General features: G+C 65.9%; 7 protein-coding genes and 3 rRNA genes. 1 reads left to right on the top strand and 9 read right to left on the bottom strand.

The genetic code is table 11. The features are described 5' to 3' along the window. Positions 1-17: 17 nt before the first annotated feature. The 5 genes from recN to AABM36_RS06535 all read right to left on the bottom strand — a co-directional run bounded on the left by recN (position 18) and on the right by AABM36_RS06535 (position 7,478). The gene (recN, locus tag AABM36_RS06555; protein WP_423445325.1) at positions 18-1,730 is read right to left on the bottom strand and encodes a DNA repair protein RecN; all 1,713 of its coding nucleotides are present in this window, start codon (positions 1,728-1,730) and stop codon (positions 18-20) included. Next, positions 1,727-2,809, bottom strand: a complete 1,083-nt coding sequence (locus tag AABM36_RS06550) for an NAD kinase (RefSeq protein WP_423445323.1) — start codon at positions 2,807-2,809, stop codon at positions 1,727-1,729. Before AABM36_RS06550 ends, recN begins: the two co-directional genes overlap by 4 nt. 56 nt (positions 2,810-2,865) lie before the next feature. Next, positions 2,866-3,633: a TlyA family RNA methyltransferase gene (locus tag AABM36_RS06545; protein WP_423445321.1), complete on the bottom strand. Its 768-nt coding sequence runs from the start codon at positions 3,631-3,633 to the stop codon at positions 2,866-2,868. 664 nt (positions 3,634-4,297) lie between these two features. Next, positions 4,298-5,335 carry an HAD-IIA family hydrolase gene (locus tag AABM36_RS06540; protein WP_423445320.1) on the bottom strand — a complete coding sequence of 346 codons (1,038 nt, stop codon included), beginning with the start codon at positions 5,333-5,335 and terminating at the stop codon, positions 4,298-4,300. Further along, positions 5,325-7,478 (bottom strand): hypothetical protein, encoded by a 2,154-nt coding sequence (locus AABM36_RS06535; protein WP_423445318.1) that lies wholly within the window; start codon positions 7,476-7,478, stop codon positions 5,325-5,327. Before AABM36_RS06535 ends, AABM36_RS06540 begins: the two co-directional genes overlap by 11 nt. 194 nt (positions 7,479-7,672) lie before the next feature. Here AABM36_RS06535 and AABM36_RS06530 point away from each other — a divergent pair, with 194 nt between their 5' ends. Next, positions 7,673-8,884, top strand: coding sequence for a dicarboxylate/amino acid:cation symporter (locus AABM36_RS06530; protein WP_423445317.1), 1,212 nt, complete (start codon positions 7,673-7,675; stop codon positions 8,882-8,884). Between the two features lie 630 nt (positions 8,885-9,514). Here AABM36_RS06530 and rrf read toward each other — a convergent pair. The 4 genes from rrf to tyrS form a co-directional block, all read right to left on the bottom strand. Further along, positions 9,515-9,631 (bottom strand): 5S ribosomal RNA (gene rrf / locus AABM36_RS06525). Positions 9,632-9,834: 203 nt separating this feature from the next. Beyond that, positions 9,835-12,955 (bottom strand): 23S ribosomal RNA (locus AABM36_RS06520). Positions 12,956-13,330: 375 nt separating this feature from the next. Further along, positions 13,331-14,861: ribosomal RNA gene (locus tag AABM36_RS06515) — 16S ribosomal RNA — on the bottom strand. The 16S, 23S and 5S rRNA genes sit together here, the layout of an rRNA operon. Before the next feature lie 650 nt (positions 14,862-15,511). Further along, positions 15,512-16,822, bottom strand: a complete 1,311-nt coding sequence (tyrS, locus tag AABM36_RS06510) for a tyrosine--tRNA ligase (RefSeq protein ID WP_423445315.1) — start codon at positions 16,820-16,822, stop codon at positions 15,512-15,514. Positions 16,823-16,835 lie beyond the last annotated feature (13 nt).

Below are 16,835 nucleotides of genomic sequence, written 5' to 3'. Positions count from 1 at the left end.
GGTACGGGGGTCAGCGGTCATGCGGTGGCGTCCCGCAGGAGTTCACGGGCGTGCTCACGGGCGGCGTCGGAGTCCTCGTGTCCGGCGAGCATCCGCGCCAGCTCCACCACGCGTTCGTCCTCGGTGAGGACCTTCACGTCCGAGACGCTCGAGTCCGAGGACTTGGTCACGAGGATGTGCTGGTCCGCGAAGGCCGCCACCTGGGGCAGGTGGGTGACCACCAGGACCTGCACGTTGCGTGCGAGCATCTTCAGCCGGCGCCCGATCTCCACGGCCGCTTTGCCGCCCACTCCGGAGTCCACCTCGTCGAAGACGAACGTGGGCACCGGATCCACCTCGGAGAGCACCACCTCCAGGGCCAGCATGATGCGGGAGAGCTCACCACCCGAGGCGCCCTTGCCGAGCGGACGCGGGGTGGCCTGGGCGTGCGGGGCGAGCATGAAATCGACCGTGTCCCGCCCGTCGTCCGTGAAGCGCTCCGACGGTTCCACCGCCACCACGAGAGTTGCGTTGGGCATGGCCAGCGCCGTGAGCTCCGCGCTCACGGCGGCCGCCAGCTTCTCGGCGGCCTTGCGCCGCAGCGACAGGAGAGTGGCCGCGTGCTCTTCGAGGGACGCGTGCAGCTTCTCCCCCTCGGCCCGCAGCTGCTCCTCCCGCTGGGGGTCCACCACGAGCTCGTCCAGCTGGGCGCGCGCCTCGTCCGCCCAGCTGAGCACCTCGTCGATCGTGGCGCCGTACTTCTTGGTCAGCGCACGCAGGGCGCTGCGGCGGGCCTCGACCTCCGCCAGGCGCGCCGGGCCGTCCTCGTCCAGACCGCTCGCGTAGCCGGAGAGGTCCGCGGCCACGTCCGCGGCCACCACGGTCAGCTCGTGCACGCGGGCCGCGAGCGCCGCGAGGTCCGGGTCCGCGTCGGACTCGAGGTCGAGGGCCTGCTGGGCGTGGGACAGCAGCGCGACGGCGTTGGCCTCCGGGGCGTCGTCGGCGTCGGACCCGCTCAGGGCCGCGTGCGCGGTGGTGGCCGCGGTGCGCAGGGCCTCCAGATTGGTCAGCTTCTCGCTCTCGGCGTCCAGCTGCGTGTCCTCGCCCGGCACGGGCTCCACGGCGTCGATCTCGGCGAGGGCAGTGGTGAGACTCTGCGCCTGCAGGGCGCGTTCGCGGGAGTTCTCCTTGGCGGCCCGCAGGGTGGCGACGACGCTGCGGTAGCGCGCGAGCTCCTCCCGGTACACGGCGAGCTCGGCCGCGACCGGCTGACCCGCGTAGTCGTCCAGAGCTGTGCGCTGCGCCGCGGCGGACTTCAGCCGCAGCTGGTCCGACTGGCCGTGCACGGCCACGAGGGACTCCCCCACCGCCGCGAGCGTTCCCACGGGTGCCGAGCGTCCTCCCACGTGGGCGCGGCTGCGACCCTCCGCGGAAACGGTGCGCGAGATCAGGATGAGCGCCTCGTCGCCGCCCCCGACCTCCTCGCGGTCCACCGTGCCGCCGGACTCCTCCACGAGGCCGACCGCCGCGTGGTCCGCCGGTACGCGCACGGTGGCCTCCGCGAGCGCCTTCGCGCTTCCCGAACGCACCGCGCCGGCGTCCGCGCGGTTGCCCAGGAGCATGCCGAGAGCCGTGACCACCATGGTTTTTCCGGCCCCGGTTTCGCCCGAGAGGATCGAGAGACCCGGGCCCAGGGGCAGGACGGCGTCGGGGATGACGCCGAGGTCGTGGATGTGGATTTCCTCGATCATGATCCGCTGGTTCCGTTCGGGTCATCGGCGTCCGGGGTGCAGGTCCCGCCGCGCCCCACGGGTCCGTGGTGCGGGATCTCCCGCCCCACGCTCAGCTTGGGCTGGGAGAGGTCCTGCGCCACCACCGTGGTGGGCTGGACCATGGGCAGGGCGGTGGTCATGGACTCCACCTGCTCGCCGGGCCGGGGACCACGCCACCCGGCGATGGGCAGCTCGAACTTCTTCACGAGGCGTTCCGAGAAGGGCGTGGCGTGCATGCGCGCGAGGTTCACGGACTTCTCGGAGCGCCGCACCTCGATCCGGGAGCCGGGCGGAAGGTCCACGGTGCGCCGGCCGTCGCACCACAGCACGCCGCGGGCGTCCGTTCGGGTGAGGACCTCCACGGCCAGCATGGAGCGCGGGGAGATCACCAGCGGACGGGAGAACAGCGCGTGGGCGGAGAGCGGCACCATGAGCAGGGCCTCGACCTCCGGCCACACCACGGGCCCACCCGCGGAGAACGCGTAGGCGGTGGAGCCGGTGGGGGTGGCCATGACCACTCCGTCGCAGCCGAACGTGGACAGGGGCCGGCGGTCCACCTCGGTGACCACCTCGATCATCTTCTCGCGGTCGCCCTTCTCCACGGAGGCCTCGTTCAGCGCCCACGTGTGCAGGACTTTGCGCCGGTGCTCCCACACGGTGACGTCCAGTGCCATGCGGCGTTCCACCGTGTAGCGCCCGTCCACGATGGCCTCGACGGTCTCGTTCAGGCCCGAGCGCTCGGACTCCGCGAGGAAGCCCACGTGCCCCAGGTTCACGCCCAGCAGCGGGGTGTCCACACCTCTCACGAGTTCCGCCGCGCGCAGGATCGAGCCGTCGCCGCCGAGGACCATGACGATCTCGATGTCCTTCAGGGCGACGTCCTCCTCGAGGATCTCCACCGGGGACATGTCCAGCCCGTCTGCGCACAGGGCCTCGAGGTCCGGACGTGAGAGCACGGGGACCAGCCCCGCGGAGTGCAGCTGCGCGCACGACTGGCGCGCGGCGTCCTTCGCCTCGGGACGGCCCGTGTGGGTCATCACCAGGATCTTCCGGCTCACGTGCTGCAGATCATCCTCCTGCGTTCGGCTCCCACCGTGCGTTGACTGGCTCCACACTACGCGAGCACTCCGACGCCGCCGGCGGTCCGCGGGCGGCGGCACCGCACGAAGAACTCCACGTTGCCGTCCTGCCCGGGCAGCGGGCTCGGGGCCGTGGCCAGGACGTCCAGCCCGACGTCGCCCGCACGGTCGGTGACGCGCCGCACCGCGTCCGCGCGGGCCTGTTCGGACGTGACCACCCCCGTGCGGGACAGGTTGTGGACTCCCACCTCGAACTGCGGTTTGACCATGAGCAGCAGGTCCCCTCCGGGCTCCGTGGCGCCGGCCAGGGCCTCGACCACGAGGGTGAGGGAGATGAACGAGAGGTCGCACACCGTGAGCTGCGCGGGCCCACCGATCTGCTCCGGCTCCAGGTAGCGCACGTTGAGTCCTTCGTGGACGACCACGCGGGGATCTGCGCGCAGTTCGGGGACCAGCTGGTCGTGTCCCACGTCCACGGCGACCACTTCCCGGGCGCCCCGGCGCAGCAGGACGTCGGTGAAGCCGCCCGTGGAGGCACCGGCGTCCAGACACCGCCTGCCCGCGGGGTCCACGTCCGGGAAGCACTCCAGCGCACCCGCCAGCTTGTGGCCGGCGCGGCTCACGTACTCGTCCTCGGCCGACGGCGCGACCTCCACCACGTCCTGCTCCCCCACCGGCGTGGCCGGCTTGGTGACAGGGACGCCGTTGACGGCCACGCGGCCGTCCTTGATCCACGTCGCGGCCGCGGTGCGCGAGCGGGCGAGCCCACGCTCCGTCAGCACCCGGTCGAGTCGGGGGGTCACCGCGGCTCGCGTCCGGCTGGGTGGTTCTGGCCGTGTGCCCTGCCGGGAACCCCGGCCACCGAGGACGGTGACGCCGGGGACGGGAACGCCGAGGACGGGGACCTCGGGGACTGCAACGCCTGGGACTGCAACGCCGAGGCCGGTGCCCCTGGGGACTGTGACCCCGGGCGCGGGGGCCCCGAAGGAACCAGCCCTGCGGGCAGAGACGCCGGATCCTGCGCCAGAATCCGCTCCAGCTCCGTGTGCAGCTCTGCGAACGCCGCCGCCCGCTGGGCCACGGGCATCCGGGAGATCTGGGCCTCACGTGCCAGAACGGCGTCGACCGGTCCGAACCCCGTCCGGGGAACGGCGCCGCCCGGGACGTCGTCCCGACCGGACCCGGACCCCACGGGTGACTCCGGCCCCACTGACGAATCATGCGACGCAGACGGCTCCTGCGGCCCGGACGAATCGTGGGCCGTGGAAGTGTCGTTGGCGATTGAGGTGCCGTGAGCGATGGAGGTGCCGTGCGGCGTCGTCGACCCCGTGGTCGGGCCGCTGGGCAAGCGTGAGTCGAGGGTGGGCGTCGACTCGGGCCCGGAGACCTGCCCGTCCGGCGTGGCCGCATCCTCACGAGCGGACGAGCTGCCGGAGGCCGGCGCGGCCTCGGGTGCCGGTTCATGGTTCACGAGGGGTCCTTCCACTGCAGCCGCGGCTCCGTGGGCTGCTCGGCATCCGGGTGCGCGTTCCACCACGCGGCGCAGGCCGCGCGCCAGCCGTCCAGGTGGTCCTTCTCTGCCGTCACCGACACGAGGTCACTCTCCACCTCCGTGACCGCCTCCCCGCACGTGGCCCTCACCCCGGAGCCGTGGTGCTCCACGGTGACCCGCGGGTACGGCTCGAAGAGCTCGCGGAGCGACCCCAGGAGGAACGTGGGACGCTGCGCCGAGCACGCCGCGAGCACGGTGGCCGCGGAGTCCACTCCGGTGAGCACCTCGATGCTCTCCATGCCCGCGTTGTGCGCCCCCAGGATGTCGGTGTCCAGCCGGTCCCCGACCACCGCCGGGCATTCGGAGCCCACCCGGTCGGCGGCCTCCTGAAAGATCGGTGCCTCGGGCTTTCCCGCCACGAGCGGATCCCTGCCCGATGCCGCGGCCACGGCCGCCACCAGGGTCCCGTTGCCCGGCGCGATGCCGCGCTCCTTGGGAATCGTGCGGTCGGTATTGGTGGCGCACCACAGCACGGACTCGTCCGCGAGCGTGAACGCGGCCTCGGCGAGCTGCTCCCAGCCCAGGTGGGGATCGAAGCCCTGCACCACGGCCACGGGGTCTTCCGCCTGGGAGTCCACCGGCACCAGCCCGACGTCGCGGATCTCGTCGGCCAGCGCGCTCGAGCCCGTGACCAGCACCCGGGCGGAGGGCCGCAGCCGCTCCGCGAGCAGAGTGGCCGCGGCCTGCGCCGAGCTGACCACGTGCTCCACCCTGGTGGGGGCCCCGAGAGCGGAGATGTGCTCCGCCACGGCGCTCGGTGGCCGGGAGGCATTGTTCGTGACGTACACGACGGCCCGGCCGGAGCGCCGCACCTCGTCGAGGGCCTCCGGCGCGCCGTCGATCGCGTGCGGCCCCGCGTAGACCACACCGTCCAGGTCGCACAGCAGGGCGTCGAACCGCTCGATCAGCGGCGCACTCTCGTCCACCGCGGGTCGAGCCCGCTCAGTCTGCACGGTGCTCCGGGGTGTCCTCGCCCTCGTGCTCAGCAGACTCCGCCTTCTGAGCGGTGACCCCGGGTGCTGCGGAGTCGACCTGATCGTCAGACGCAGCTGTCTCTGCAGAACCACCCGGTGCCGCTGTTTCAGCGGAACCGGAGGGCGCAGCCGTCTCAGGCGCACCGGCAGCAGCAGCCGTCCCACCCGAACCGGAGCGCTCGGCGGACTCGACGGCTTCTGCGGACTCAACGGTTTCCACGGACGCAGAAGTCTCAGCTGCTTCCGCGGGCTCCATCGGCTCCGGAGCTTCCGCCGTGTGGTCCGAGGACTTTCCCGCACCGGAAGCGCGATCGTCCGAGGCGCCGTCCTCGGAACGGTCTGCGGCCCCCGGCTCCGGCGCGCTGTGCCGCCGTTGGGCCTCGCGCACCGTCCGCTGCGCCTCCTCCTCGTCGAGGTCGTCACCGAGGTCGACGATCTCGGGCTCGGAGAACTGGCCCATGCCCAGGGCGGCCTCCGCGACGATGGCCTGGCGCTCCCAGCCCATCGACTCCTTGTCCCGGCCCACGGCCCGCAGTGCCTCCGCGTAGGCGCGGAAGAGCTTGGGGCTGTAGACGAAGCCCCGGTTCTTGTCGAGCTGCGGGATCTCGAGGGCCGCCAGGGCGGCGTCGTGGTCGCCCTCGTCGGAGTGGATGCCCGAGACGACCATGGCGAGCTCCGCCTTGCCCTCGGCATCCAGCTGCGCCGCGGCGTCGGAGGTCGCCTCCTCCATGGCCTTGTCCGCGCGGCCCAGGGCCCGCTGGCAGTCGACCATGAGGGGCAGGTGCTCCTGGGAGCCCGAGATGCGGCGGTGGGTCCGCAGCTCCTTCAGCGCGAGCGCATAGTCTCCCGCCGCGTAGGCCGCGACACCCGCGGCCTCACGCACGACGCCGATGCGCCCCGCCTTGCGGACGGCTGCGTTCGCGTGCTCCAGCGCGAACTCGGGATCGTCGTCGAGGTACCGCGCGGCCATCACGAGGTGCTGGGACACGCGTTCCGCGTTGCTGGGTTCGAGCGCCTTGAGCTCGTGGTGCATCGTGCGGTCGAGCTCCCGGCCGGTGACGTCCGCATCGATCTCCGGGGCCACGAACCGCGGGCGGGTGTCGTCGTGACCGCGCCGGTCCGTGCGGTCGTGCGTGCCGAACTCGCCACGGCGCTCGCCGCCACGACCGTGGCGGTCCTGCCCGCCCCGGTCGTGCCGCGCCTCGAAACGGTCCCCGCGGCCGCCGCTTCCTCCGCGGTCATCCCGGTGTCCCCGCCCCGGGCCCCCGGCGGGGCCACGGTGGTCGTCGCGGGACCGGTAGCCGCCGCGGTCGTCCGCGCGACCGCGACCGTCGCCGCGCGCATCTGACCGGGAAACGCCACCACCGCGGGGGGCGTCCCGGTGCCGGGCGTCCCTGTCACCCCGGCGGTCCGCGGAGTCGGCACGGTAACCGTCCCTGCCGCGTCCCGGCCCACCCGCACCGCCTCGGCGCTCCGCGCCGCCGCGCTCGTCGAAGCGGCGCCGGTCGTTGCCGGAGCCGTAGGACCGGCCGTCCCGACGATCGCGGTCCTGGCGGTCACGCCCGCCGGAGCCCCGATCGTTCCCTCCGCGGTAGCCCTCCGGTCCCCCGCCCTCACGACGCCGCTCGTCCCGGTCGCCGCCGAAGCCACGGTTCCCCCCGTGGTCACGGTTCCCGCGGTTGTCCCGGTTCTCGCGGTTGTCCCGGTTCTGGTCGTCGTCCCGGGACCGCGAACCGCGATCATCACGGCGACCCTCGAACCGGCGATCTCCACGGTCGTCACGGCCCCGGTAACCACCGCGTGCGCCGTCACGCTCGCCGCGGCGGTAGTCGCCGCGGTCGTCACGGCGGCGATCGTCACGGCCGCCAGGGGTCCGATCATTGCCCCGCTCCGATCGCTCCCCTGCGTAGCGGTCGTCGCGGCCCCGGTAGCCGTCCCGGTCGGAGCTGGCCCGGTAGCCATCGCGCCCCTCCTGGCGGCCGCCGTCGCGGGATGCGGAGCCCCCACGCCATCCACCGCGTGGTCCGCCGCGGTCCTCGCGGCCGCGCCATCCGCCGCGCTCGCCCTCGTCGCGCCGACGATCCGAGTGATCGCGGGAACCGTGCTGATCAGATGCGCTCAAGGGGTGTCTCCTACTGCGGCCTCAGGCCTTGGTGTTCAGGTCATCGCCGGGCGATGTCCACTGGTCTGCTGAGCATTCTACAAACGGTCACCGACCGCCTCACAATGCCCCGGCCCCGGCTTCCGCCCTTCACCGCAGCGCCACGCGAGAACGCTAGTGCAGGGCCGGTGGCCAGGTTCCGTTGATAATGAAGCATGCGCTTGAGATCCCTCTCCAAGAACCTGCTCGTCCGTGTTGTCGCAGCCATCGTCCTCGGCAGTGCACTCGGAGCGGTCATGCCCGAGTGGCTCGCCCGCGTGTTCATGACGTTCAACGGCATCTTCAGCCAGTTCCTGGGCTTCCTGATCCCGTTGATCATCGTGGGTCTCGTCACCCCGGCCATCGCCGAACTGGGGCGGGGCGCCGGCAAGTGGCTCGCGGTCACCGCGGCGGTCGCCTACGGCTCCACCGTCTTCGCGGGGCTGTTGGCGTTCTTCGTGGCCCAGAGCAGCTATCCCTGGCTGCTCGGAGGGACCCAGTCGATCGACGGGCTCGAGAATCCGGAGGATCACGCGCTCAGCGGCTACTTCGAGATCGCCATGCCCCCGGTGTTCGACGTCATGACGGCACTCGTCCTGGCCTTCTGCCTGGGCGTGGGAATCACGTTCGTGCGGGGAACCACCCTGCACTCCGGTTTCGCGGAACTGCGCACCATTGTGATGCGCGTGGTGGAGAAGGTCATCATCCCACTCCTGCCGCTCTACATCTTCGGCATGTTCCTCAGCCTGACCATGAACGGCCAGATCGCGCTGGTGATCTCCACGTTCCTGCGGGTGGTCGTACTCGCGTTCATCATGACCATCGTGATCCTGCTCATCCAGTACGGCATCGCCGGCGTGGTGGCCAGGCGGAACCCGTTCGTCATGCTCAAGAACATGCTGCCGGCGTACGCAACCGCCCTGGGCACGGCGTCGTCGGCCGCAACCATTCCGGTGACCCTGGCGTGCGCCCGCCGCAACGGCGTGGACGAGCGCGTGGCCGGCTTCACGATCCCCCTGTGCGCCACGATCCACCTGTCCGGATCCACCATGAAGATCGTGCTGTTCTCCACTGCGATCATGACGATCTCCGGCATGCCCATCGACACGTGGCAGTACATCGGGTTCATCTTCCTGCTGGGCGTGACCATGGTCGCCGCACCCGGCGTACCCGGCGGCGCCATCATGGCAGCCGTGGCGATCCTGCAGTCGCAGCTCGGCTTCGACGAGACCGCCGTGGGGCTGATGATCGCCACCTACGTGGCCATCGACTCCTTCGGGACCGCGTGCAACGTCACCGGCGACGGCGCCATCGCCGCGGTCATGGACAAGATGCTGCGAGGGAAGGACGGGCGGCTGCGCAACTCCCCCAGCGCGGCGGTCCGCTGACCAGCAACCGCCACGCCTTCCAGGGGCGCGCCGTGTCACACGGCGCGCCCCTGTCACGTGTGCGGCCCGAGATCGACTGGCGGTCAGAGGATGCCTGAAGCATCCACACACAGAAACAGCACAGACCCGCAAACAGCCGCCGAAGCCAGCCGGTCGCACCTGGCACGGCTCAACCATGGCCAACGCCTAGGGCCAGGCACGGGACGATGATCGTCAGCTCAGGGGACCGCGACGAGAAGACCATCCGCAGCGCCAAGAAACAGCGATGAGAAGACCAACGGCGCCTCGTCGGCACAAAGACGAACGATCATCATCACCTCGTCGGGATGAGGCCTGGAAGAACTCGCCGCGGCGAACTCGGAACGTGACGCGCACAGGCAGCGTGGATGGCCGGGGTCAGCGGACGGGCGGTGCACGGAGCGGTAAGCACGAGGCCCGGAGTAGGGAGCACGAGGCCCGGAGTGGACTGGGAGCCTGCCCGTTGGGCCTGGGGAGCCCAGCATGCGCCGGGCCTGTGCCCGGGGGCTTGTGGCCCCGGGCCGTGGACTGCTTGTTAAATGCGGGGAGGCCCCACCTGGTCCACTCGTGACGAGTGGCCCTGGTGGGGCCTCAACCCTTCTCCGACGTTAATTCCGGCGGTGACTTACTCTCCCACACCCTACCGAGTGCAGTACCATCAGCGCTGTGGGTCTTAGCTACCGGGTTCGGGATGGGACCGGGCGTTTCCCCCACGCTATAACCACCGGAAACCTGCACCCCCACCCCTGGTGGGGGAAACCTGGTTTCCCGTGTGAAACACGGGAACAATATTCTGTTACCAACCACACACCCTCGTCACCCTCCAAGAACACCGCCCAGCCGGAAAGGCTTGGACCGTGCCCCATGGGTGGGGGTTGTTGGTGGTCAACCACATAGTGAACGCGAACACCACACTTGATGACATTTTGTGTGTGTATAAGTCTTCGGTGTATTAGTGCCAGTCAGCTCCACGCCTTACAACGCTTCCACACCTGGCCTATCAACCCAGTCGTCTACTGGGCACCTCACACCCCTCAAAGGAGGCTAGGAAATCTCATCTCGGAGCAAGCTTCCCGCTTAGATGCTTTCAGCGGTTATCAATCCCGAACGTAGCTAATCAGCGATGCTCCTGGCGGAACAACTGACATACCAGAGGTTCGTCCGTCCCGGTCCTCTCGTACTAAGGACAGGCCTCCACAAATTTCCAACGCACGCAGCGGATAGGGACCGAACTGTCTCACGACGTTCTGAACCCAGCTCGCGTACCGCTTTAATGGGCGAACAGCCCAACCCTTGGGACCAACTCCAGCCCCAGGATGCGACGAGCCGACATCGAGGTGCCAAACCATGCCGTCGATATGGACTCTTGGGCAAGATCAGCCTGTTATCCCCGAGGTACCTTTTATCCGTTGAGCGACGGCCATTCCACAATGTACCGCCGGATCACTAGTCCCGACTTTCGTCCCTGCTCGAGCTGTCACTCTCACAGTCAAGCTCCCTTGTGCACTTACACTCAACACCTGATTGCCGACCAGGCTGAGGGAACCTTTGGGCGCCTCCGTTACTCTTTAGGAGGCAACCGCCCCAGTTAAACTACCCATCAGGCACTGTCCCTGACCCGGATCACGGGCCGAAGTTAGATGTCCAGAGTGACCAGAGTGGTATTTCAACAACGACTCCACCACCACTAGCGTGATAGCTTCACAGTCTCCCACCTATCCTACACAAGCCACACCGAACACCAATACCAAACTATAGTAAAGGTCTCGGGGTCTTTCCGTCCTGCTGCGCGAAACGAGCATCTTTACTCGTACTGCAATTTCGCCGAGTTCATGGTTGAGACAGTAGGGAAGTCGTTACTCCATTCGTGCAGGTCGGAACTTACCCGACAAGGAATTTCGCTACCTTAGGATGGTTATAGTTACCACCGCCGTTTACTGGGGCTTAAATTCTCCGCTTCGACCCAAGGGTCTAACAGGTCCTCTTAACCTTCCAGCACCGGGCAGGAGTCAGTCCGTATACATCGTCTTACGACTTCGCACGGACCTGTGTTTTTGATAAACAGTCGCTTCCCCCTAGCCTCTGCGACCCCACCCAGCTCACACAGCACGTGTGCTCACCAGACAGGGCCCCCCTTCTCCCGAAGTTACGGGGGCATTTTGCCGAGTTCCTTAACCATGATTCTCTCGAACGCCTTAGTATTCTCTACCTGATCACCTGTGTCGGTTTGGGGTACGGGCGACTAGAACCTCACGTCGATGCTTTTCTTGGCAGCATAGGATCACCGAATTCCCTCACCTAAGAGAGTCCCATCACATCTCAGGCACACAACCCGCGGATTTACCAACGGGTCACCCTACATGCTTAGACCAGGACAACCATCGCCTGGCTCGGCTACCTTCCTGCGTCACACCTGTTAACACGTTTACCTCCCCGGATCAGGTCCCACGCTCCCCACACACCCCGCGTACCACAAGGGCACACGGTCATGGTGGTTCGGGTGGTTAGTATCCCCGGTTCAGTAGGGTCGGTTCTTCGTCGGTACGGGAATATCAACCCGTTGTCCATCGACTACGCCTGTCGGCCTCGCCTTAGGTCCCGACTCACCCAGGGCAGATTAGCTTGACCCTGGAACCCTTGATCATCCGGCGGACGGGTTTCTCACCCGTCTATCGCTACTCATGCCTGCATTCTCACTCGTTGAGGTTCCACCACTGGGTCACCCCGCAGCTTCACTACCCCAACGACGCTCCCCTACCCACAACACCACCTCAACCACAAACGGCTCAGCTCTACGGTGTCATGCCACAACTTCGGCGGTGTACTTGAGCCCCGCTACATTATCGGCGCGGAATCACTTGACCAGTGAGCTATTACGCACTCTTTCAAGGGTGGCTGCTTCTAAGCCAACCTCCTGGTTGTCTAAGCAACTCCACATCCTTTCCCACTTAGCACACGCTTAGGGGCCTTAGTTGATGGTCTGGGCTGTTTCCCTTTCGACTATGAAGCTTATCCCCCACAGTCTCACTGCCACGCTCAACTTACTGGCATTCGGAGTTTGGTTGACGTCAGTAACCTTGTAGGGCCCATCAGCCATCCAGTAGCTCTACCTCCAGCAAGCAACACGCAACGCTGCACCTAAATGCATTTCGGGGAGAACCAGCTATCACGGAGTTTGATTGGCCTTTCACCCCTACCCACAGCTCATCCCCTCCATTTTCAACTGAAGTGGGTTCGGTCCTCCACGCGCTCTTACACGCGCTTCAACCTGGCCATGGGTAGATCACTCCGCTTCGGGTCTAGATCACGCCACTCACAACGCCCTATTCAGACTCGCTTTCGCTACGACTACCCCACACGGGTTAATCTCGCGACGTAACACTAACTCGCAGGCTCATTCTTCAAAAGGCACGCTGTCACCCCTCAAGGCTCCAACGGCTTGTAAGCACACGGTTTCAGGTACTATTTCACTCCCCTCCCGGGGTACTTTTCACCATTCCCTCACGGTACTGATCCGCTATCGGTCATCAGGAAGTATTCAGGCTTACCAGGTGGTCCTGGCAGATTCACACGAGATTTCACGGGCCCCGTGCTACTCGGGAGAACGTCACACCACGACAATGACAGTTTCGTCTACGGGACTCACACCCCCTACGGTCTGGCACTCACCACCAGTTCGACTACCACCACGCCACAGCGCCCAGGGTGGCGACCCCAGGAACAACGCATCCCACAACCCCGATCATGCAACCCTCGCCAGGTATCACACACAACCGGTTTAGCCACCATCCGCTTTCGCTCGCCACTACTCACGGAATCACTGTTGTTTTCTCTTCCTATGGGTACTGAGATGTTTCACTTCCCCACGTTCCTCCTCGCACCCTATGAATTCAGGTACGAGTGACTACGCACAACACGCAGCCGGGTTACCCCATTCGGAGACCCTCGGATCACAGCTCGTTTATCAGCTCCCCGAGGCTTATCGCAGATTTCCACGTCCTTCATCAGCTCCTGATGCCAAGGCATCCACCGTGTGCTCGTAACAACTTATACGCCACACAACACAAATAAATCATCAAAGAACACACCACACACCCCCAACGGAGGCGCGCGGCGTCAAAGATGCTCGCGTCCACTATGTAGTTGACAAACAACAACCCACCAACACCACACCCACCCCAGAACACTCCAGGACTTCGTGATGCTGCGGGAAACCAACCAACACCAGCGTGTTGATCGACAACCCAACAATGTGCCACCACACCACCACCCCAACACCACCACCAGAACTCGTGTCCGGTCGTGTTCCCGTGTCAGGGAGCAGCGTGTCCGCTTGCTGATATTCCACCCATGAGCATCAACCACACCCCGTCGAAGATGACGAGGAACGTGGGTGCCAGCCACACGGCCAGCCACTGTGCTCCTTAGAAAGGAGGTGATCCAGCCGCACCTTCCGGTACGGCTACCTTGTTACGACTTAGTCCCAATCGCCAGTCCCACCTTCGACGGCTCCCCCCACAAGGGTTAGGCCACCGGCTTCGGGTGTTACCAACTTTCGTGACTTGACGGGCGGTGTGTACAAGGCCCGGGAACGTATTCACCGCAGCGTTGCTGATCTGCGATTACTAGCGACTCCGACTTCACGTGGTCGAGTTGCAGACCACGATCCGAACTGAGACCAGCTTTTTGGGATTAGCTCCACCTCGCGGCATCGCAACCCATTGTACTGGCCATTGTAGCATGCGTGAAGCCCAAGACATAAGGGGCATGATGATTTGACGTCATCCCCACCTTCCTCCGAGTTGACCCCGGCAGTCTCCTATGAGTCCCCACCATCACGTGCTGGCAACATAGAACGAGGGTTGCGCTCGTTGCGGGACTTAACCCAACATCTCACGACACGAGCTGACGACAACCATGCACCACCTGTACACCAGCCCCACAAGGGGGAAAGACCATCTCTGGCCCGGTCCGGTGTATGTCAAGCCTTGGTAAGGTTCTTCGCGTTGCATCGAATTAATCCGCATGCTCCGCCGCTTGTGCGGGCCCCCGTCAATTCCTTTGAGTTTTAGCCTTGCGGCCGTACTCCCCAGGCGGGGCACTTAATGCGTTAGCTACGGCGCGGAAAACGTGGAATGTTCCCCACACCTAGTGCCCAACGTTTACGGCATGGACTACCAGGGTATCTAATCCTGTTCGCTCCCCATGCTTTCGCTCCTCAGCGTCAGTAACAGCCCAGAGACCTGCCTTCGCCATCGGTGTTCCTCCTGATATCTGCGCATTTCACCGCTACACCAGGAATTCCAGTCTCCCCTACTGCACTCAAGTCTGCCCGTACCCACTGCACACCCGGGGTTAAGCCCCGGGCTTTCACAGCAGACGCGACAAACCGCCTACGAGCTCTTTACGCCCAATAATTCCGGACAACGCTTGCGCCCTACGTATTACCGCGGCTGCTGGCACGTAGTTAGCCGGCGCTTCTTCTGCACGTACCGTCACTTTCGCTTCTTCCGTGCTGAAAGAGGTTTACAACCCGAAGGCCGTCATCCCTCACGCGGCGTCGCTGCATCAGGCTTCCGCCCATTGTGCAATATTCCCCACTGCTGCCTCCCGTAGGAGTCTGGGCCGTGTCTCAGTCCCAGTGTGGCCGGTCACCCTCTCAGGCCGGCTACCCGTCGTCGCCTTGGTGAGCCATTACCCCACCAACAAGCTGATAGGCCGTGAGCCCATCCAAAACCAGTAAAACCCTTTCCACACACCACCATGCGGTGACATGTCGTATCCAGTATTAGACCCAGTTTCCCAGGCTTATCCCAGAGTCAAGGGCAGGTTACTCACGTATTACTCACCCGTTCGCCACTCATCCACCCAGTGCAAGCACCAAGCTTCAGCGTTCGACTTGCATGTGTTAAGCACGCCGCCAGCGTTCGTCCTGAGCCAGGATCAAACTCTCCGTCAAAAAAATTCAACAGAAACCACCCACCACGCCGAAACGCGGTACGGTGGGATCCCAGCTGACACCCAACACCCTCAGGAAACGGGAAAACACCTGCAAAGATGCTGGGCCTCAACCAAAAAATAAAACTTTTGGTATCAACAAACTAGACACACTATTGAGTTGACAAACAACACACCACAACGCAGCTCCCCATCACGAGGACCACCACGGTCGGTTGCGATCACGCCTTGCGGCGGATCGAGATTTAGGTCGTCGCCCCGTGGAACCGTTCCGGTCCCTCGCTGGAGCAACTTGAAGAGCTTATCCCTGCGTGGATCGGCGTGTCAACTTGACTTCTCAAGTCTCTGCGCTTCCCCTGAGGGTTGCTGGGTAACCGTAGCATGAACAAGGTCCGAACACTCGGGCTGATCTTTGCCGGCCACCCCCGTTGCTCCAGGTCCTTTCGGGCCCCTCGCCGCGGCGACTCGGAATACATTACACACGAGCCAGGACCGGCGCAAAGTGCCGGTCCTGGCTCGTACGAAGGAGGTGCTGCAGGGCGCGTGCCCCTCTCGGGTCACGCCGGCCAGGGAGGGGACGTCGTTCCTCGCAGCGCAGACGCGAGCGGGCCAGTGCCGACTCCCTCGGCCCGGCGCCGGGGCCGGAGGGACCTAGTCCGTGAACGTGACGGCCGCGAGGTTCTTCTTGCCGCGCCGCAGCAGCACGAAACGGCCGTGCAGGAGATCGTCCGAGGTGACGACGGCGTCCTCCCCCGTGATCTTGTGGTTGTTGAGGGACACGCCACCCTCCTTGAGGGTGCGTCGCGCCGCGGACTTGGACTCGGACAGCCCGGTGCCCACCAGCAGGTCTACAACCGGCTGCTCCTCACGCCCGGTCACGGTCATGCCGGGAAGCGCTTGCGCCACCGCCGCGAGCGTGGGTTCATCAAGGTCCTCGAACGCGCCCTTGCCGAAGACGGCGGCGGATGCCTCGACGGCCTGCCGGGTGGCCTCGGCACCGTGCACCAGCGTGTTGACGTCCTCTGCGAGGACGCGCTGGGCCTCACGACGGTACGGCTCCTCGCGGGTGAGCCGTTCGAGCTCCGCGATCTCCTCCCGCGTGCGGAAGGTGAAGACCTTCAGGCGGTCCGCCACGTCCGCGTCCGCGGTGTTGAGCCAGAACTGGTAGAAGGCGTAGGGCGATGTCAGCTCCGGGTTCAGCCAGATGGCATTGCCCTCCGACTTGCCGAACTTGGTGCCGTCCGAGTTGGTGATCAGCGGGGTGCCGATGGCGTGCACCGCGGCACCTTCGGTCTTGCGCACGAGGTCCGTGCCGGAGGTGAGGTTGCCCCACTGGTCCGAGCCGCCGGTCTGCAGGGTGCAGCCGTACTGCCGGTAGAGGTTCAGGAAGTCCAGTCCCTGCAGGATCTGGTAGCTGAACTCGGTGTAGGAGATCCCCTCCTCCGAGTTCAGACGCTTGGCCACGATGTCCTTCTTGATCATGGTGCCCACGCGGAAGTTCTTACCGATGTCGCGCAGGAAGTCGATGGCCGACAGCTGCGACGTCCAGTCCAGGTTGTTGACCATGCGGGCGGGGTTCTCCCCCTCGAAGGACAGGAAGCGCTGGACCTGCTCACGCAGCATCTCCACCCACTGCGCCACGGTCTCGCGCGAGTTGAGGATGCGCTCGGAGGTCTGCCGGGGGTCGCCGATCAGGCCGGTGGAGCCACCCACCAGGCCGATGGGGTGGTGTCCCGCGAGCTGCAGCCGGCGCAGCAGCAGCAGCTGCACCAGGTGGCCCAGGTGCAGGGAGGACGCCGTGGGATCGAAGCCGCAGTAGTAGGTGATGGGCTCACCGTCCAGCGCCGCCTGCAGGGCCTCCGGGTCCGTGGAGACCTGGACCAGGCCCCGCCAGTTCAGTTCCTCCCAGAGGGAGGAGAACGAGGGATCGTTGTGCTGCGTGCTGAGATCGGTGGTTGACACGCCGACCAATTTA

Origin of the sequence: Kocuria sp. KSNUG (assembly GCF_049532735.1) — a bacterium.
Classification (GTDB): Bacteria; Actinomycetota; Actinomycetes; order Actinomycetales; family Micrococcaceae; genus Kocuria; species Kocuria rhizophila.
Note: the sequence above shows the minus strand (reverse complement) of the source record. Positions and strands in the feature narration are given on the sequence as shown.

Coding starts and splice junctions, on each gene's coding strand:
- recN (WP_423445325.1), bottom strand. CDS start 1,730: ATGATCGAGGAAATCCACATCCACGACCTCGGCGTCATCCCCGACGCC.
- AABM36_RS06530 (WP_423445317.1), top strand. CDS start 7,673: ATGCGCTTGAGATCCCTCTCCAAGAACCTGCTCGTCCGTGTTGTCGCA.